Source organism: Massilia sp. MP_M2, from assembly GCF_039123635.1.
Classification (GTDB): Bacteria; Pseudomonadota; Gammaproteobacteria; order Burkholderiales; family Burkholderiaceae_D; genus Telluria.
The window spans coordinates 387,079-406,047 of the sequence record NZ_JBCHJF010000002.1 but is presented as its reverse complement, the minus strand read 5'-3'; the positions used below and the strand labels follow the sequence as shown (position 1 = coordinate 406,047).

General features: G+C 63.3%; 18 protein-coding genes. 6 read left to right on the top strand and 12 right to left on the bottom strand.

Features of this window, described 5'->3' with window-relative positions; genetic code table 11:
- The first annotated feature begins 8 nt into the window (after positions 1-8).
- The 3 genes from RCH14_RS06635 to RCH14_RS06625 all read left to right on the top strand — a co-directional run bounded on the left by RCH14_RS06635 (position 9) and on the right by RCH14_RS06625 (position 5,441).
- A complete protein-coding gene (locus RCH14_RS06635) occupies positions 9-1,415 on the top strand; it encodes a pitrilysin family protein (RefSeq protein ID WP_343025356.1) in 1,407 nt (468 codons plus the stop codon).
- Positions 1,416-1,769: 354 nt separating this feature from the next.
- Positions 1,770-4,781, top strand: coding sequence for a M12 family metallo-peptidase (locus tag RCH14_RS06630; protein ID WP_343025355.1), 3,012 nt, complete (start codon positions 1,770-1,772; stop codon positions 4,779-4,781).
- Positions 4,782-4,856: 75 nt separating this feature from the next.
- Complete coding sequence (locus RCH14_RS06625) at positions 4,857-5,441, top strand: cohesin domain-containing protein (protein WP_343025354.1); 585 nt, start codon at positions 4,857-4,859, stop codon at positions 5,439-5,441.
- Positions 5,442-5,542: 101 nt separating this feature from the next.
- Here the strand turns inward: RCH14_RS06625 and RCH14_RS06620 are convergent, their stop codons facing one another.
- From RCH14_RS06620 to RCH14_RS06605, 4 genes are all read right to left on the bottom strand, one after another.
- Entirely contained in the window at positions 5,543-5,743 is a 201-nt protein-coding gene (locus RCH14_RS06620) for a hypothetical protein (protein ID WP_183557631.1), read from the bottom strand.
- A 68-nt stretch (positions 5,744-5,811) separates the two neighbouring features.
- Complete coding sequence (locus RCH14_RS06615; protein WP_343025353.1) at positions 5,812-6,810, bottom strand: hypothetical protein; 999 nt, start codon at positions 6,808-6,810, stop codon at positions 5,812-5,814.
- A gap of 46 nt (positions 6,811-6,856) precedes the next feature.
- Positions 6,857-7,843, bottom strand: a complete 987-nt coding sequence (locus RCH14_RS06610) for an LLM class oxidoreductase (RefSeq protein ID WP_343025352.1) — start codon at positions 7,841-7,843, stop codon at positions 6,857-6,859.
- On the bottom strand, positions 7,840-9,054 hold the full coding sequence (locus tag RCH14_RS06605) for an MFS transporter (protein WP_343025547.1): 1,215 nt from the start codon (positions 9,052-9,054) through the stop codon (positions 7,840-7,842). Before RCH14_RS06605 ends, RCH14_RS06610 begins: the two co-directional genes overlap by 4 nt.
- 141 nt (positions 9,055-9,195) lie before the next feature.
- On the opposite strand from RCH14_RS06605, the gene RCH14_RS06600 reads away from it, so the two are divergent.
- Positions 9,196-10,155 (top strand): LysR family transcriptional regulator, encoded by a 960-nt coding sequence (locus RCH14_RS06600; protein ID WP_343025351.1) that lies wholly within the window; start codon positions 9,196-9,198, stop codon positions 10,153-10,155.
- On the opposite strand, the gene RCH14_RS06595 is transcribed toward RCH14_RS06600, so the two are convergent.
- Positions 10,126-10,971 (bottom strand): AraC family transcriptional regulator, encoded by an 846-nt coding sequence (locus RCH14_RS06595; protein WP_343025350.1) that lies wholly within the window; start codon positions 10,969-10,971, stop codon positions 10,126-10,128. The genes RCH14_RS06600 and RCH14_RS06595 overlap by 30 nt on opposite strands.
- Before the next feature lie 67 nt (positions 10,972-11,038).
- Between RCH14_RS06595 and RCH14_RS06590 the strand changes: the two genes are divergently transcribed.
- Positions 11,039-11,395, top strand: a complete 357-nt coding sequence (locus RCH14_RS06590; RefSeq protein WP_343025349.1) for a cupin domain-containing protein — start codon at positions 11,039-11,041, stop codon at positions 11,393-11,395.
- Positions 11,396-11,508: 113 nt separating this feature from the next.
- A complete protein-coding gene (locus tag RCH14_RS06585) occupies positions 11,509-11,985 on the top strand; it encodes a hypothetical protein (protein WP_343025348.1) in 477 nt (158 codons plus the stop codon).
- A gap of 16 nt (positions 11,986-12,001) precedes the next feature.
- Here RCH14_RS06585 and RCH14_RS06580 read toward each other — a convergent pair whose 3' ends face one another.
- The 7 genes from RCH14_RS06580 to RCH14_RS06550 form a co-directional block, all read right to left on the bottom strand.
- On the bottom strand, positions 12,002-12,361 hold the full coding sequence (locus RCH14_RS06580; RefSeq protein ID WP_343025347.1) for a translation initiation factor Sui1: 360 nt from the start codon (positions 12,359-12,361) through the stop codon (positions 12,002-12,004).
- A gap of 5 nt (positions 12,362-12,366) precedes the next feature.
- Complete coding sequence (locus RCH14_RS06575; RefSeq protein WP_343025346.1) at positions 12,367-12,594, bottom strand: hypothetical protein; 228 nt, start codon at positions 12,592-12,594, stop codon at positions 12,367-12,369.
- 67 nt (positions 12,595-12,661) lie between these two features.
- Positions 12,662-13,195 (bottom strand): PEP-CTERM sorting domain-containing protein, encoded by a 534-nt coding sequence (locus RCH14_RS06570; RefSeq protein ID WP_343025345.1) that lies wholly within the window; start codon positions 13,193-13,195, stop codon positions 12,662-12,664.
- Positions 13,196-13,446: 251 nt separating this feature from the next.
- Complete coding sequence (locus tag RCH14_RS06565) at positions 13,447-14,616, bottom strand: branched-chain amino acid ABC transporter substrate-binding protein (protein ID WP_343025344.1); 1,170 nt, start codon at positions 14,614-14,616, stop codon at positions 13,447-13,449.
- Between the two features lie 133 nt (positions 14,617-14,749).
- Positions 14,750-16,099, bottom strand: coding sequence for an amidohydrolase (locus RCH14_RS06560; RefSeq protein WP_343025343.1), 1,350 nt, complete (start codon positions 16,097-16,099; stop codon positions 14,750-14,752).
- Positions 16,100-16,374: 275 nt separating this feature from the next.
- Positions 16,375-16,635, bottom strand: a complete 261-nt coding sequence (locus RCH14_RS06555) for a hypothetical protein (RefSeq protein WP_343025342.1) — start codon at positions 16,633-16,635, stop codon at positions 16,375-16,377.
- Between the two features lie 277 nt (positions 16,636-16,912).
- Positions 16,913-18,697: a diguanylate cyclase gene (locus RCH14_RS06550; RefSeq protein ID WP_343025341.1), complete on the bottom strand. Its 1,785-nt coding sequence runs from the start codon at positions 18,695-18,697 to the stop codon at positions 16,913-16,915.
- Positions 18,698-18,969: the final 272 nt, after the last annotated feature.

Sequence of the window (18,969 nt, the reverse complement as noted above, 5' to 3'; positions counted from 1 at the left end):
AGCGCATCATGAACAAACTGATGCTCGCGCTTGCCGTCTCGCTGGCGTTCGCGCCGACGTTGCATGCACAAACCAAGGCCCCGAACGGCATGCCTGCGTATGGCCAGGAAAAATCGATTCCCGCACCGAAGATCGGCAAGCAGACGCTGGCCAACGGCTTGAGCGTCTGGGTCGTGCCGCGCCAGGGCTTGCCACGCGTGGACTTCGTGCTGGCGCTGCGCGGCGCCGGCTTTGCTGCCGATGCCCCGACCCAGGGCGGCTTTGCCGCGATGCTCGCCGGGATGCTCAACGAAGGCACGGCCAAGCGCGATTCGCGCGCGATCGCCGAAGCCGCGCAAGGCATGGGCGGCGAAGTGGCCGCCAGCCCGGCCGCCGACGGCATCATCCTGTCGGCCAACGCCGTTGCCTCGCAGGCGGGCGGCATGCTGGACCTGATGGCCGAGATCGCGCGCCAGCCGTCGTTCCCCGAGAACGAAGTGACGCTGGCCAAAGCCAATGCGCTGCAGGCGCTGCGCGTGGCCGAAACGCAGCCGGGTTTTCGTGCCGAGCGCGCGATCAAGAAAGCGGTTTACCTCGATCACCCGTACAGCCGCACCGATCCCACTGCAGAGTCGATCAATGCCGTGAACGCCGCGCTGCTGCGCACCGAACACGCGAAACGCTTCCGGCCGGACCGCGCATTGCTGGTCATCACCGGCCGCATCACCGAAGCACAAGCGATGACGCTGGCGCAAGCCGCATTTGGCGACTGGAAGGCCAGCGGCGCTGCATTGCCGGACACGCCCGCCGTCGCCACGACCGTGAAGCCGGCGCGCATCCTGCTCAAGCGTGACGGCAGCGTGCAGTCGACGCTGCGCGTGGGCAGCCCGGGCATCGCCGCCAGCGCCGCCGACCAGATCCCGCTGCGCCTGGCCAGCACCATCATCGGTGGCGGCTTCTCGAGCCGGATCAATACCAATCTGCGCGAAGAAAAGGGCTACACCTACGGCGCCTCGGCGGGCGCGCGCATGAGCCGTGCGGGCGGCATGATGGTCGGCGGCGCCGACGTGCGCAATGAAGTGACGGGCGCATCGCTGGCCGAATACTTCAAGGAGTACAAGCGCCTGGGCAGCGAGCTGGTCACGACGGCCGAGATGGACATGAACAAGCGCTATGTCGCGGGCGGCTACCTGCTCAATAACCAGTTGCAGCGGTCGGTGGCCAATACGCTGGCCGCCAACTGGCTGGTGGGCTTGCCGCCCGAATTCCTGGGCGACTATGTGCCGCTGATCCGGAAGGTCACGCCACAGCAGGTGCGCAAGGTGGCGCAGCAATATTTTGCGCCCGAGAAGCAATCGATCGTGGTCGTCGGCGATCCATCGAAGCTTGATGCGCAACTGGCGCCGTATGGCGAATTCACGCTGACGGACAAGTAATTCGACCACTGCAGTATCGATGCATGCCCCGTGTAGTTTGCGGGGCATTTTTTCGTTTCAAACTTTATTTATCAACAAGTATGCAGAGGGAATATGCGTGCATATTTAGCATGATAAAACGCGATAAGCCAGCACCATAATTCGCCGAACCAATTAATTCAACAAGATTACAACAAGAAAGTATTTACTTGCTTTGAATATCATTGCAGCAATAATATCAATTCGCTCGCATTGCATTATTTGCATCGTGAAATTCGATGTGCAACGCATCGCTGGCACCACGAGGAAGCTCCCGGAAGACGCATCACCGCTCACCACAACGACACACGCCCACCAGTCGCGAAAGGACTACGCATGAGAACGAAGCCTTCGAGCTCGCCGTACCACGGCAAGCAAAGCCAGCCCCACACCGCCCCCCTGAAAAAAGGTTCGCTCGCGCTCTGCGTCGCGCTGGCCCTGGTCGTTGGCACCCCATCCGTGCTGGCGGCGCAAGTTGGCCCGGTCCAGGTGCAGAACCAGCGCGCGGCTGCTTTCTGGCAAGACGTCACGGTGCCGGCGGCATCAACGACGGCGCGCACTTCCAGCGCCAAAACACCAGCCCTGCAACTGCGCCGGGTACGCGCCGCAAGCCTTGACCTGGCCGGTATCCGGGGCGTTGCCCGCGAAGCGCCGATGGCGCGCAGCGGCGACCTGTCGGCGAGCAGCCTGACCATCTCGCTGCCGCATCCGGACGGTGGCTACCAGCGTTTCACGCTCGAAGAATCCCCGGTCATGGAGCCGGGCCTGGCCGCCAAGCATCCCGACATCAAGACCTATCGCGGCAAGGGCGTCGACGATCCGCGCGCCACGCTGCGCATGGACATTACCCAGCTTGGCCTGCACGCGTCGGTGCGCTCGCCGGACGGCGGCTGGTATGTCGATCCGTACTACCGCAATGACACCAGCGTCTACGCCAGCTACACGCGCGCTGACCTGATCAACCCGCGTGGTCCGCTGATCGAAGGCGCCATCGAGCCGCAGCTGAGCCTGTCGCGCTCGTTCTACCAGGAAGGTGACAGCGTGGTCGTGACCGGCGCGGGCTTTGCCCCGGGCGCAAGCGTCAGCCTGAACATCGCGGCCGATGGCGATGGCGTGGCGCTGCAGACCGTCACGGCCACTGCCGACAAGAACGGCGCGATCACCGTGACGCTGCCGGCCGCCGCAGCGCGCCAGGGCGCATTCGACATCACCGCCACCGACGGGCGCAACAGCACCAGCGCGCCCTACCGCGTGGTCGACCCAGGCATGGCAGCCAATGCCGTCGTCGGCAGCGCGCTGCGCACCTACCGGCTGGCGCTGGTGACCGACCCGAGCTACGCCACGTACTTCGGCGCCGCCAACGTCACAGCTGCCAAAGTCACGCTGATCAACCGCGTGACCCAGGTCTATGAAGACGAAACCTCGATCAGCCTGGTGCTGATCGACGCCACCGATGCACTCAACCTGAATACCGCCGCGCAGATGACCGGCGCCAATGGCCCGTGCGGCGGCACGGCCTGCTACACGCCGGCCCAGGCAGCCGGCTGCACGAGCGGCACCCTGAGCCGCAACCGGATCGTCACCGGCCTGCTGGCGGGGGCGAGCAACTTCGACGTCGGCCACATCGCCTTCGGCCTGAACGGCGGCGGCATCGCCAGCCTGGGTGTCGTGGGCGGCAACGGCAAAGCGCAGGGTTGCACCGGCATCCCGACCCCGACCGGCGACTTCTTCGCCGTCGACTACGTCGCGCACGAACTCGGTCACCAGTTCTCGGGCAACCACACGTTCAATGGCACGGTGGGCAGTTGCAGTGGCGGAAACCGTAGCGCCACCACCTCGGTCGAACCAGGCAGTGGCTCGTCGATCATGGCTTACGCCGGCATCTGCGGCAACGACAACCTGCAGCCGCACAGCGATCCGTACTGGTCGCAGCGCAGCTTCGACGAAATCGTGGCCTATACGTCGGGCGCCGATAGCGCCATCAGCGAAGTGCAGGTGGGCGCCCTGACCGGCTTCATCGCCAATGGCCAGCAGTTCCAGCTGAGCTTTAACGGCAATCTGTCGGCAGCGATCGTGCGCGGCGCTAACTTCACCACCGTTGGCGTCAAGGCAGCCATCGAAAGCATCGCCGGCTGGCCAAGCGGCGGCACCGTCGCGGTCAGCGCGCTGACCGATACGGGCTTCACCGTTACCTTCGGCGGCACGCTCGCCGGCATCAACGTGCCTTCACTGGTGCTGACCGGCGTCACCGGTGGTGGATCCGGCTTCATCGGTGAAGTCGCCCGCGGCGGCCTGACCAATCGCGGTGGCAGCGTGGCGGGCACGACCAATTCGGCGCCGAGCGTCACCGCAACCCCGAGCTTCACGATCCCGGTGCGCACGCCATTTGCGCTCACCGGCAGCGCCGTCGATGGCGACGAGGACACCGTGACGTATATGTGGGAGCAGAACGACCGGGGCGGCAGCACCGGTACCTCGCTGATCAATAACGTCAAGCTCAACGGCCCGCTATTCCGCCAGTTCAGCACGCGCGCCGTCGTGACCGAGGCCGGTACGCTCGAGTACGGCTCGCCAGGCCAGAATCAGGTGACCACCGATCCGACCCGCGTGTTCCCGGACATGGCGCAGATCCTGGCCAACAACACCAATGCCGTCACCGGCGCCTGCCCGACCGCGAGCGCCACGCCAACGGCAACCGAGATCGACTGTTTCTCGGAGTTCCTGCCAACCGCGGCCTACGTGGGCTTCTCGGCCAACGCCGCACCGGCGTCGCTCAACTTCAAGCTGACGGCGCGTGACGGCCGTGGCGGCGTCAACAGCGCCACCACGACGCTGGTGCTGGCGCCAGCCGCCGGTCCGTTCCTGGTCACGTCGCCCAACACGGCGGCCACGATCAACGCCGGCCTGCAGACCGTGACCTGGAGCGTGGCCAACACCAACGTGGCGCCAGTGAGCACCGCGAACGTGAAGATCACGCTGTCGACCGACGGCGGCGTAACCTGGCCACACCTGCTGGCAGCAAGTGTGCCAAACACGGGTAGCGCGAGCGTCACGTTCCCGGCACTGGCGACGACGCAGGGCCGCATCAAGATCGAGGCCGTGGGCAACGTGTTCTTCGACGTCTCGGATGCCAACTTCACGCTGGCGAACGTGCCTGTCGTGGGTGACGTGACCGGCGACGGCGTGGTCGATTGCGCCGACGTGGCGGTGGTGCGTGCATCGCTGAACAAGCGCACCGGTCAGGCTGGTTTTGACGTGCGCGCCGACGTCAACAGCGATGGCATCGTCAATATCCGCGACCTGAACGTCGTCACGCAGCGCGTGCCAGCCGGCACGGTCTGCAACTGATTCAAGCGGCGGGCCGGAGCAGCGTAACCGGTCCGCCAGAACCATTGATTACCTACTCAACTTTAGGATCACACCATGAGCAACTGGAAGCACTTCATCGCCGCCGTCCTGCTGGGCGCCAGCACCCAGGCCTGGGCCGCGCCCATCCTGTCGTTCTCCACCGGCCCGGCCGCGCAGGTCGGCTCGACCGTCACCTATAACATCGCGATCGACGATATCGCCGACCTGTATTCGTACCAGTTTTCGATCAACTACGATGCGCGCTACCTGCGCGCACTGAACGTGACCGAAGGCGCTTTCCTGGGCACGGCGGGCAATACGATCAGCGGCGTGCTCGGCATGGAAACGGGCTTCATCGACTTCGTCTACGGCAGCCTGCTGGGCCCGATCCCGGGCGCCTCGGGCAGCGGCCTGCTGGCCAGCATCACCTTTGAAGCGATCGGTGCGGGCACGTCCGCGCTGTCGTTCGCTGACGTGATCTTCCTCGATTCGGTTGGCGATGACATTGCCGGCTTGACTGCGCTGTCGGGTCAAGGCGTCGTACTCGCGGACCCGGGTGGACCGGTTGACGTGCCGGAACCGGCCAGCGTCCTGCTGTTCGGCGCCGGCCTCGCGGGCGCCGCCGCACTGCGTCGCCGCAGCGCGGGCGCCCGCGCATAATTAGCATCATTAGCATCATTAGCAACGAGCAACGGGCACAAGCAAACAGGCCTGCGCCGCGGTCACGCGGTGCAGGCCTGTTTTCATTGACAGTACTGTCGTTACGCCAGTGCTTCCTTGGCCGCCTCTTCAGGCGTGAGCGAATCGTAGAACTGGTCGGTGAACCATTCGATTTCTTCCTCGATATGGTCTTGCGCCTGCCGTACGGTAGCGCCGCCCGCGACTAAAAACCCCTCGACCTCGATACACCAGTTAACGAACGCCAGCGTTTCTTCGTCGAGTTCTTCTTCCTTCTTGGCCATGGCAAATCCCCGTATCACGTTACCGCCGGTCGGCGCGACCGGCGTTGGCGTGATTTTACCGTAGGCGGTCAGCGCTTGGTGGCCACTTCCGGCATCAGGCGATTCATGACGCTGTAGTTAATTGCCGTCCACCACTCCGACCCTTCGCCGGTAAGCGCCGCTTCGGATTGCGCCATCGCCTCATGGTCGTTGCTGACCAGGTAATCCTCGACATCGTTCAGTGACGCGAACGACAGGATCGAGACCGCATCGATCTTGCTGCCTTCCGGGTCCTTCTGGGTCGAGCCGATATTGAGCAGCACCGCGTAGCGCCGCACCAGTTCGGTCGTCGCACCCTGCGCCATGACCAGCGGCGCATGCTCGTCCAGCAGGCGCCGCTGGAACTCTTCGCGTGACAGGTCCAAGTTGCGCATGTGGATCTTGACCAGGCTGATCGGATCGCGGTGGCGCGCGCTCGGGATCAGGATGTATTCGCGCGTGATCTCACGCGTGACCATGCGAAACGCCACCTGCTCGTCGGCGATGATCCGCTCGGCAAATTTTTCCTGGCTCAACACGCGCTCGATATCGTCCTGCTCGGCATACGTGATGTAGGCCAGGCCGTCCCAGCGCGGGCGCCCGTACGGCGGCACGCACTTCTCGGGCTCGGCCGGCAGCTTGCCGTCGTTGCCGATCATGGCGCGGTACGGTGGCGGAAAGAACGACGACGGGCCCGACGCAATACGGTGCACCTGGTCGTAGCGCAGCACACGTTCGGACGAACTGCCCGGCTCATCCCATGCGAATTTCGGGCCATGCACCTTGCGCCAGTATTCGTCCCAGTGCTCGAACGCCAGGTTTTGATTGCCTTCCAGCGCCAGCGCGCTTGGACGCCAGTTCGGCAGGTGCACCTCGTTGCCGTGCTTGCTTTTGGCCGAGCCCGCGTCTTGCGGACGCTCGCTGCGCGGCGTGCTGTCGACGCGGCTGACAAAGGTTGCCGTGACGATCAGTGGATGCGAAATCGGATCGCGGGTTTGGCCCATCGGTGGGCGCTGCAGGTTGTCGCTACGGTCGAAATCAATCGTCATGACATTCCTTTTTCGTGATCGTGCGTTAAAAGACAATGGTAGAAAATCAGTCGGCGTTAAACAGCGGCAGCACATGCTCCGCCAGTTCGGCCAGCGCATCCTGCGCCGGCCGGCGCAGCGGTTTCATATTGAGCGCCACGTGGCTCACGCCTTGTTCCTGCTGATGGTAAAACAGCTCGATCAGCGCATGGCGGCCGCTACGAATGCCATTGCGCACGAAGCGCAGGGGTTCGTTCGGGTCTTCCGTCAGATCGAACATCGTGCCGTAGCCGTACGGGCGCACCCACTGCCCCGGCTCATGGCTGGCACGCCATGCCTCGATCAGTTGCGGCAGGCGGGCGAAGTCGCTCAGGTGCCAGATCCATCCATCGCTGTGACGGGCGATCCACGCCATGTCCTGGCGCGCGCGGCCGACCACGATCATCGGCAGGCGCGACGCCGCCGGCTTGGGCACCAAGTCGATGCTGCCATCCAGGTTGCCGTAGTGGGCCGTGCGCATGCGCGGAAAGTCCTGTTCGGTGACGCCCTTGATCAGGCCGAACGCTTCACGAAAACGCTCGCCGCGGTTATCGAAGTCCAGGCCAAACGCCGGGTACTCGACGGGCCGGTCGCCCGTCGACAAGCCCAGCACCAGGCGCCCACCCAGCAACTGGTCGACGGACACGGCCTGCTTGGCCACGATCAATGGCTCGCGCAGCGTCGCCACGATGCCGGCGGTGCCCAGCGCGATCCGGCTCGTGTGCGCTGCCAGAAAGCCCATGTACACCATCGGATCGAGCACCTGGCCGGTGTCGCCGAAGTTCGGATCGTAAAACGGCACGTCGCGCAGCCACAGGGTCGAGAAACCGGCCTCGTCGGCCATGCGCGCCAGCGCCTGGTGATTGGCCAGCGTCGGAAACGGCGCATCCGGATAGCCTTCGAGCGGCATGATGAAGCCGAAGGTGAGCTTGCCCGGCTTGAAGATCCGCTGGTAGCCGGCGTGACTTGCCAGTTCGGCCGGTAACGGGCCAATCGGTGCGAGTGTCATGGTCATGACGCCTTGGCTGCCGGGCTCATTGCCGGGCTCATTGCCGGGACTACTGCCGGGCTCATACGTGCCACCAGGCCAGCGGCCAGCGCAGCCAGCACGGCAATACCGGCGGCCACGTAACCGACATTGCCCGCGCCCCAGTTGGCCACTGCAACGCCACCGATCACGGCGCCCAGCGCGATGCCGCCGTTGGCTGCCGATACATTGATCGTGCCGGCCAGCGCCTGGGCGCCGGTCGCGGCCTTCATCACGCGGATCTGGCAGATCGGATACAGCGCGGTATTGGCGATGCCCCAGACGCCCAATGCGACGGCAAACCCGATGCTCAGGCCGGCGAACAGCATCGACGCCGCCATACCAAGGCCCAGCACGACGCTGAAGATGGCGGTGGTAGCCAGCGGTTTCTGGTCGACCCACAGGCCGCCCAGCCAGTTACCGATCAGTCCGACTGCACCAAAGCCCATCAACCACCAGCCGACCTGCGCCGGTGCCACGCCGGCCGATTTCTCCAGCATCTCGGCCAGGTAGGTGTAGCCGGTGAACATGGCAGTAAACACCAGGATCGACAGGGCCACGTTGGCCATGAAGAACGGGCTTTTCAGGATCTTGGCCTGTTCACGCATGGCGACCGGCTGCGACGCGCGCACCGTCGGCATGCTGAAGAACATCAGCACGGCGATCAAGAGCGACAGTGCAGCGAGCAGCGCGAAGGCGCCGCGCCAGCCGATCGCATCGGCCGCCAGCGTCCCGAGCGGGATACCAAACAGCATCGCGGCTGAAATGCCGAGATAGACGGTCGAGACGGCGCGACCGGCTTTTTCCGGCCCGGCGATCTGCGCCGCGGTGTCGCTCGCGGTGCCCCAGAACACCGGCAACGCCAGCGCCGGCAATAAGCGCGCCAGCGCCAGCACCCAGATATTCTGCGCAACAGCCGCCAGCGCATTGGTCGCTGCAAACAGCACCAGCACCGCGACGAACAGTTTCTTGCGGTCGACGTTGGCCAGCCACGCCGTCAGGAATGGGCCGCACACCATGACGACCACGGCAAACAGCGTCACCAGCTGGCCGGCCGTGGCCACCGTGATGGACAGGTCGCGCGCCAGTGCCGGCAACAGGCCGACAATCAAAAATTCGGTGGTCACGATGACGAACGCGGCGATGGCAAGAATCGCGATGGACAGCGCGCCGCCTGTGGCCTGCGGCTTGTCCGTCATCGTATCGACAGTCGTAGTAGATGGATTGGGCATTGCGTGAAACTCCAGTAAATAGTTGACTGTCATGATATAAAAGATAAAAATTCCCGTGTTGGATAAGAATTCCTGCATTAGGTGGAATAAATTTCCAGGATCTAGCCAATGACACCCGCAGAACGCCTGAAAGGGCTCGAAACCTTCGTTGCCGTGGCCGACGCTGGCAGTTTTACGGCAGCCGCCGAGCGACTCAACCTGACCAACTCGGCGGTTGGCAAGGCCATCGCACGGCTCGAAGGGCGATTGAAACGCCCGCTGTTCGACCGCACGACGCGCAAGCTCGAGATGACCGATGCCGGCAACGTGTTCTACAAGGTCTGCGTGCGTGTGCTGGACGAGCTCGAAGCGGCCGAGCGCCTGCTGGCGCACGACCATATCGCGCCGTCTGGCCGCTTGCGCGTGGACATGCCGGCCACGTTCGGCCGGATGCACGCGGTGCGGTCGCTGCTGGCGTTTGCCGAGTTGTATCCGCAGGTACAGCCGCACGCATCGTTCACCGACCGCTTCGTCGATCCGGTCGAGGATGGGCTGGACGTGGTCGTGCGCATCGGCGGCTCGGACACCTGGCCGGCGGCGCTGTGCTACCAGCATCTGGGTGACGAAGAACTCGTCTTCTGCGCGTCGCCTGCCTATGTGGCGCGGCACGGCGCACCGGCCACGCTGGACGCATTACTACAGCACGACGCCGTGCTGTACGGCCGCGCGGACGGCAGCACGAGTCCATGGCTGATCAAGGACGGCGCGCTGCCGCTGGCGCGCCAGCACGTGAACGGCCGCATCGTGCTGGGGCAGGCCGAGGCGCAGGTCACGGCAGTGGAAATGGGGTTGGGAATCGCGCAATTGGCAACCTGGCTCGTCGAGCAGCAGCTGCGCGACGGCAGCCTCGTGAAAATCCTGCCAGCGCTGGCCACGGCCGGCCTGCCGCTGTATCTGGTGTGGCAGCGCAGCCGCCAGCATGCGCCCAAGGTAACAGCCTTGATCGCGCACTTCGCGCAGACGCTGACCATCCGGCCGGCGGCTGACGCGGCGGGCGCGCTAGCGGCGCAATCTGTCACGCCAGCCTGACGGGGTCACGCCGACACAGCCCTTGAAGCGCCGCGTCAGGTGACTCTGGTCGGCAAAGCCGCATGCCAGCGCCACCGCCGCGAGCGGCATCCCGCCCCGGATCAGCGTGCAGGCATGCGCGACGCGCACCGAATTGAGGTACACGTGCGGCGGCGTGTGGTACGCCGCGCTGAACGCGCGCGTGAGGTGCGTGCGCGACATGCCGGCCACGACGGCCAGGTCGGCCACCGTCATGTCGCGCTGAAAGTACGTGCGGATATAGTCCCTGACCTGCGCCATGCGCGCCTCGGCGGCGAATGCGCCGGCACGGGGAGCGGGCACGCCGGGGCGATCGCCATGGCGCGCCAGCATTGATGCCAGAAACGCACGCAGCATCGTTTCCGCCCGCAGCGACTCGGCCGGGGTTGCCAGCAGGTTGCCGGAGAGCCGCGCAAATGCCGCAGCCATCCGGTGGTCGGTCACGCATGGCCGGGTGAAATACCGGCCGTCGGCGCGCTCGCCCTCGGGCGCGACGCAGCTCGCGACGAACGCGTCCGGCACATACCAGATCGCATAGCGGAACCCGTCGGCCGTGCCGGCGCTGCCATCATGGTCTTCATCCGGATTGAACAGGACGAAGTCGCCCACCTGGCTGTCGTACTGCGCGCCCTTGCAGCGAAAGCGCTGCACCCCGGCGGTGGTCATGCCGATCGCGAAACCATCGTGGCTGTGGCGCTCGAACGCGTGATCGGTGAAGTTTGCCTGCATCAGCGTGACGCCGCCGGCCAGCGCCGAAAAGGTGGCGTCGTTGACTGGCCGGGCGGGTGCGGTATGCATGCAACAATTGTACAAGACCGCTGGCCACCCGCAGGCGCACGATGACGTTTTCATTCACGGAGAACGCATGAACGCAGCAATCGACCTGGCCGGCAAACTGGCCACTTTCAGCGAAGCCTGGCAACCGCGCACGGTCAGCCTGTTCAACGGCCACGACGTCATGGTCGCCAAGCTGCGTGGCGAATACCACTGGCATGTGCACGACGATTCAGACGATTTTTTCCTGGTGCTCGCTGGCAGTCTGGAGATCGACCTCGACGACGGCAAGACCGTGACGCTGGGACCCGGCCAGCTGTATGTCGTGCCGCAAGGCGTGCGGCACCGGCCCCGCGCACCCCTCGAAGCGCACATCATGCTGATCGAGCGCACTGGCACGCCCAACAGCGGAAACCCGGCCACGGCGGCCCCGCGCCGCGTGATCTAACGTCCTTACAGAACAGGCCGGATTTCGATTTTGTGTTAAAAATAAGGCAACTGAATCAATCCTGTATTCGGTTCAACAGCGTATTGCACAACATCATTTGCTTAGGACTAAACATGAAATCTACCAGCCTGCTCTCTTCCGCCCTGATTGGCGCCGTCGCCAGCGCCCGCTCGATGACACCGATGGCCACCCTTGCCGCCGCACGCCTGGCCGGGCGTCACACGTCGGGCAACCTCGTCCTGCTGGATCGCCCGCTGTTCAAGTACGGCGCACTGGCCATGGGCGCCGGTGAACTGTACGGTGACAAGATGAAGTCGGCGCCGGACCGCACCGTGTTCCTGGGCCTGCTGGCGCGCATTGCGAGCGCCGGTATTGCCGGCGCGGCGCTGGCGCCTGAAGGTCGTGAAAAGGCAGGCGCTGCGGTCGCGGTCGCAACTGCGGTACCGCTGGCCTATGCCACGCTGGCTGCCCGCAAGCAGGCGATCGCCAGGATCGGCCAGACTCGCAGCGGCCTGATCGAAGATGCGCTGATCGTCGCGGCAGGCGTTGCCGTCGTGGCGCTGGCAACGCGCGCCGCACGCAATGATTGATGCAGCCGGGCCGGCGTCAACCGCCGGAGCGCTTTGCCCGCTGCCCGAGTTTGGCCAACGCCTGCAGAACCGTGTCGCAATGGTCGCCCTGCACTTCGATCACACCGTCCTTGACCGTGCCACCCGCGCCGCAGGCGGTGCGCAATTGTTTGCCAAGCACGGCCAGCGCCATCGGGTCGAGCGCCACGCCCTTGACGAGCGTGACGCTCTTGCCACCCCGCCCCTTGCTCTGCAGCGACACGCGCACATTGCCATCGCCAACCGGTGCGGCATTGGCGAGCGTCTTGCACGTGCACTGCGCCACAGGCTGGCGGCAGGTCGGGCACATGCGGCCCGTTTCCGTGGAGTAGACGAGACCGTTGTTCGAACTGCGCATTCTGGTCAGTCCAGCCGTTTGAGGCGCTGCCCCATGATGCCCCAACGGCAATCGACGCCGTCGACCCGGCCGACCAGAGCCCAGCCGGTGCCGATCTTTTCGACGGTGACGCGGCTCTCGATTTCCTTCGCAAGCTTTTCGGCCCACCCGCTGGCGGCGCCCTGGCCCTTGAAGAGTTCCTTGCCGTCGTAGATCACGGTTGCATCGAAGACGGACATGGCGAATATGGTCATTGCTTCCTCTGGACTTCTGAACGAAAGCAGCATCGTACCATCGGCGCCAGGTCAGCCGACAAGAACGCTAGGTGCGGCGACGGGCGGCCATGAGCCCGGCCATGCCAAGACCAAGGAGAAGCATCGTGGCCGGTTCCGGCACATCGGTCACGTTGGCAAGTGCTGCCGTCCCGCCGTTCAGGCCCGTGATGACCGTGCTGTAACTGCCGGCGTCGGCATTGCCGAATCCGGTTTCGACCAGAAAGTAATCGATCCCGGCGGACAAGGCAATCGTGAATCCAGCCTGGCCGAAGCTGCCGGTGGTGAAATCGTCATTCAGCACGATCAGGTTCGCCAAGGGTGAAGCCGCACTGAATCCATTGGCGTACAGCACGAGATAGTTGTCCCAGCCGGCTGGCACCAGGCTTTGACTGAAGAATGTGTAGTTGCCGGTCTGGTCGACCCGGATGCGGTTGACGTCGTAGGAGACGTTCGTACCTACCGCACTGAGCGTGGTGGTAGTAAGCGGACGGTTCCATGTTGGGCCACCCACCGTCGTGTCGGTGAACGTGAGCGTGCCGGCTTGCGCCAGCGTCGCGCCGAAAAGGCCGATCGCGAGCATGGCGGCATTGGTTACATGGCGTACCAGAGTAGAAGGGCAAGAGATAAGCATGGCAGGTCCTGTAAAAAGCTTGCGTTGTGTCAAAGAGAAACTTGATCGAGCACACGCCACAAAGCAATTACCGTACCGTTATTCCAGGCGCTTGATTCCTATCGTATTTACATTTTCAAAAATACTAACTGTAAAGAATCCTGACAGATCCACCCTTGTGGCAACTCCGGAACGGCCTAGTTCTGGTTGAGCTCGGCACGTCAGCGCAGCACGGCCAACTTGGCTTTCTGTCCTTTGCGGAAGGTATAGATCGTCATCGCCGCGTCGCGCAAATCGCCTTTCTGATCGAAGGCGATGCTGCCAGTAACGCCCTCGTGCCTGACGGCGGCCAACGCGGGCAGGAATCTTGCTGGATCGCTCGAGTTTGCGGTCTGCATCGCTTTCGCAAACACCATCACCCCATCATAGGCATAGGGAGCATACGTCTGCAGCGGAATCTTGTAGCGCTGCTGGTAACGTTTTGTGAATGCATTCAGGCCCGCTTCCTGCGCAGCGCCAACACCACCCGCCACGACGCAGTACACCTTGTCATCGACCAGCGCATCGCCGGCCAGCTGCGGCATTTTTTCCGAGCAGACGCCGTCCCCCGAGATGAGCTTGGCACGCAGCCCGAGCGCCTTCATCTGTCTGAGCATCGGGCCGGCCACCGCGTCCATGCCGCCATAAAAAATCACGTCCGGATCGCGTGCGCGGATCTGGGTCAGGATGGCGTTGAAATCGGTTGCCTTGTCGTTGGTGAACTGGCGGCTGACAACACTCGCACCCGCCCCTGCCTTCTTGACGCCCTTGACGAATTCGTCGGCGAGCCCCTGGCCGAAGGCGGTGCGGTCGTCGATCACGGCAATCTTTTTGGCTTTCAGCGTGCCGATCGTATACGTGGCCAGCGTGCGGCCGATCAGGTTGTCGTTGGCGACGACGCGAAACGCCGTCTTGAAACCCTGGTTGGTGTAGACGGGCGTCGTGGCTGCCGGCGAAATCTGCGGAATGCCGGCGTTGGCGTATATTTTAGAGGCCGGCACTGTCGTACCCGAATTCAGGTGACCCACGACGGCAGCCACTTTCGCATCGACCAGCTTTTGCGCGACCGTCGTGCCGGTCCTTGGATCGGCGGCGTCGTCCTCGGGTTGCAAGACCCATTGCACCTTGCTGCCGCCCAGCACGATACCCTTCGTGTTGAGTTCATCGATCGCCATGCGGGCACCGTTTTCGATGTCCTTGCCCGCATGGGCGCTGGGGCCGGACAGCGGAGAGACCGTACCGATTCTGACTTGCACGACCTTGCCTGCAGGCTGGGCCTGGGCCTGGGCCTGGGCGAGCGTCACTGCGGCAAAGACGAGGGAGGACGCAGCAGCGAAGACAAGAACATGCATGGCGGGCCTTTCAGGAACGGACGTCCGATTGTACCGTCAGCCCGCTTTATGACCGAAAAGCAATCGTGCACTTACACAAGGCCCGGCGACAGTGTCGGCAACCGGACCTGCAGCGGGCCTTGTACCGGTGCGCCTAACGCTGCGGCGCCATCAGGTCGAGCAGGATCGCCGTTTCGGCCTTGATGGTGTTGGTCAGCGTCGGCTTCAGATCAGGCGCCCATTGCGGCGAATGGGTGCCGGGCAATGGCTGGCCAGCCTTCTTCGCTGCCTCGAGGCGGCCGGCATCGACCGCGCCCACGTGCAGCAACAGCGCCTTGACGCCGGGCTGCTGGCCGTACATGGCGAAATCCTCGGACGTCATCTTGGCCGGCATTTCTTTCACAAAATCAGGGCCGACGGCCTGCTCGACCGCCTTGACGGCGCGTGCCACCAGTTGCGGATCGTTGACCACCGAGTCGGTGCCCGTCTTGACTTCCACCAGCGGCTCCTTCGGCGCGCCTGCGGCGAGCGCCTCGCCCTTGGCTTCACGCGCGATGCTGGCCAGTACGCGCTGGCGCACTTCTGGCCGGAAGGTGCGCACCGTCAGCGCCAGCTTGACCTGATCCGGCACGATATTGGCCTGGGTGCCGCCCTGGATGCTGCCGACTGTGATCACCACCGGGTCGAGCGGATTGTTTTCGCGCGAGATCAGCGTCTGCAGCGCCATCACCAGCCGCGCCGCCATCACCACCGGGTCGCGCGTCTCGTGCGGTACGGCGCCATGCCCGCCCTGCCCGAACATCGTGATGGTGACGGTGTCGGCCGAGGCGCGAAATGGCCCGGCATGCCACATGACCGTGCCAGATGCCATCGACGCGTCATCATGCATCGACAACGCATAATCCGGTTTCGGGAAACGCGTGAACAAGCCGTCCTTGAGCATGGCGGCAGCGCCCGTCAATGCTTCTTCGGACGGCTGGCCGATCAGCATCAAGGTGCCGCTCCAGGCCTCGCGGTTCTCCGACATCAGCTTTGCGGTGCCATACCAGGCAGCCATGTGCAGGTCGTGGCCACAGGCGTGGGCGACCGGCACGGTGTCGCCGGCGGCGTTTTTCGTCGTAATCTTGCTGGCAAACGGCAGGCCGGTCTTTTCCAGCACCGGCAGTGCATCCATCTCGGTGCGCAGCATCACGGTCGGCCCCGGACCATTCTTGAGGATCGCCACGACGCCGGTACCGCCAACGCCGGTGGTCACCTCGAAGCCGAGCGCCTTGGCCCGTTCGGCCAGCTTGGCTGCGGTCTTGTGCTCCGCGAAACCGAGTTCCGGATTGGCGTGCAGGTCACGGTAGAAGGCTTCGAGCTTGGGAAAGTCGGCGGCCAGTTGGGTTTCGAACGGCGCCGGAAGCGACGCGGCCTGCGCGCCGACATGGGACAGGCCAGCGAGCAGGCTGGCGGCGAGGACGGTGTGACGGAATGTGCGGCGGAAGGTGCAGGGAAATGGCATCGTGACTCGCTTGAAGGGTTGGGAAGAGGCTGTCCGGGCCAATTCTACCGCCCGTGCTGGCGCGCACGGTGTCCGGCCCCGGACATCGGCACAGGCAGACCCGGGCGGGCTTCGGCCGGACGCCTGCCCTTGCAGACAATTTTCTGGAGCAGCAAATGACGAGCATCGGCTGCCGATTGCCCGATGCGCTGTCAATTCAGCTTCCTGCAAAAGCACGGCCCCTGGCGAATCAGGGCAAAGCGTCGTGGGCAGGCGCCTTTACATGTCCTTCGAGTTTACGCCTGCTCTTGCTGGAACTGTGTCCGCTGCATCTCGATCTCTTGCATATAACCCTCGAACTCTGCTGGCGTCTCGATGCGCCGGACGACCTGGTCGTTGCTGTCTTCTACCGTGAATATCCCGTTGCGCTCCAATACACCGAGAACGGTGGCCCGAACATTTTCAAGCGACACATCGCTTCCTGTCGTGGCCAGCGCGGTCCAGGTATCTTGGTCGATGGAAACGTCGTGCTCTAAGAATTTAAGGTTGAAGATCATGGTGCTTTCAGTCTGAAGGAGTACGGGATACCAACATAGCATGGACACAGTGCCCGCACGCTTGCCGCCATCCTTTTGAAAATTTCTTAAGCCCTCAAGACTCGTCAGAATCACAAATAATCAGCGGCCACGATCAGCGGCGATTGATCCGGTACCGAACCTGTAGATGTGGCGCAGCGGCTTAGATCAACGTGTCATCGTTGATACGATGCGCAAATCGAAGGACTGGTTTCGACCCGAAGCGGACCTTGACAGCACTGTATAGCGGAAGCTACTCCTATACCGTTGTGTCCACACCTAAAGAGGTCTCGCGCCCATTTTGGGGGTACGTGTCTTCCAGCGCCGGCGTGACAACTTCAGCGACCATCACTTTGTTGCGCCCACCTTTCTTTGCCGCGTACAGAGCACGGTCAGCGGCAGATATTAGATCCCGTTCGCCGTTGCCATGACCGGGCCACTGTGCTACACCGAACGATGCTGTAATGCCCGAAATTGTTTGTCCCGCGTGCTGGATTGCGATGCCGGCAAGGGACGAACGGATCCCCTCGGCGCACTTCTCAGCCTCTTCTGCACTGCAGTCAGGCAGCATCAGCACCAGTTCTTCTCCGCCGTAGCGGCACACTACGTCGCTTGCGCGCACCCGTTGCTGGATCGCGTGACTGGCGGCCTTCAGTACCAGATCGCCGCCTTCATGGCCGTAGGTGTCATTGACGCGCTTGAAATGGTCCAGGTCAATCATCACCACCGAACAGGCGCTCTGGCTGCGTTGGGCGCGCGCCAGCTCGCGCTTGAGCGATTCGTCGAAGAAGCGCCGGTTATACAGGCCGGTGAGCGGATCGACGGTTGATTGGTGGCGTAGAGTGTCCCGCAGCACGACGTTGCTTATTGCCAGGCTAAGCTGCTCGGCCAGCGCGATGATGTGCATGCTGTCGCTCGGGCTCTCTTCGCGCCGATCGTCCAGGACCATCAGAACACCCACGACATCGCCTTGAGAGATCATGGGGACGCACGTCTGGGATGCATACTTGCCTATCCAGGGCGCACCGTGATCGCAGAAAAGGTCGTGCTGCGTCGTAGCGACATGCATTTTGCCCAGCCGCAGGCACCAACATTCATCGCGGGCGATGGTAGGAGTCGCCTTATCGGTCAGGTTCCACGACGCATTCAATTCGAGTGCGTCGCGCGAATTGCGGTAGAGGTATACCGCCCCAGCCGTGTCCGGTAGTAGTTTGCGAAGGAATACCGGTAGCATGCGGGCAAGTTCGGACGGCGCCTTAACGCTGTCTAACGCGTGCAGCATATCTGCTGCCACCGATAGGCGCTCTGCTCGCACGGCGGATTGCTTCGCCAGCAACGCATTGCTCTCGGCTAGTAACTGCGACTGGTTAACCGCTTCCGCTTGCTTGTTCAAGCTCCTGGTAACGATGAGCACCGTTGCAACGATCACGACAAGGCAGGCCATGGCGGCGCCAATACCCAGTGCCGAGTTGTAGCCCAGCGTCGTAAACAGTTCATCACGCAGCACTTTGCGACGCTCGGCCAGCACATGAAGCTGGCGGCCAAATAGGGTGCGCAACTCGTCCATCAGAAGCTTGCCTCGTTGGCTAGCCACCGCGTCGACGGCCGCTTGGCTGTCACCAGCCCTTTTAAGGCGGATGCTGCGGTCCATCTCCAGAACTTTGGCTCGGCTTAAACTGGCAATGCGAGTCGTCAGGGCCCGCTCCTGGTCTGAACTGGCGAGCCGCTGCAAATTTTCGAGCGCAACGGGAATGCCTGCAACGCCGATGTTGTATGGCTCCAAGAAGCTCTCGTCAGTGCCGATCAGGAAGCCACGTTGACCAGTCTCAGCATCCTTTAGCAAGCTCAGCACCAAGTTGTATGCGCGCTCCTTTGCCGCTCCCTCTTGAAGTGCATGCAAGGTAGTGTTCGCCTGATAACTGCTAACACTGGGCAGTGTAGCGAGGCAGGCAACAATGATGATGATCAGGGCGCCGAATAGTTTAAGACCGAAGTCGAGTCGCGAAAACATGCATTGAGGAAATAATTTATCGTGGGCAATCATAACCCTGATGTGCGCTGGCGATAGGCGAAAAAGCTGTTTGTTTCTGCGTCTGTTTGGACGATGGGGCCAAATGTCCGATCTTGGCCGAACTCGGCCGGTCGCGTAATCTTAGCAGGTTGCCGGATGGGAAAAGTCAGCCAGTATCTTGACGGGCAACTGTCGACCCGAAGCGGACGGTCACAACGGTGACAAAACTGTCGCATCGAACCAGACGTCCTCGTCTCCGTCTGCGATCTGAAGCTGCACCTTGAAGTCAGCAGTAGATAGCCAGC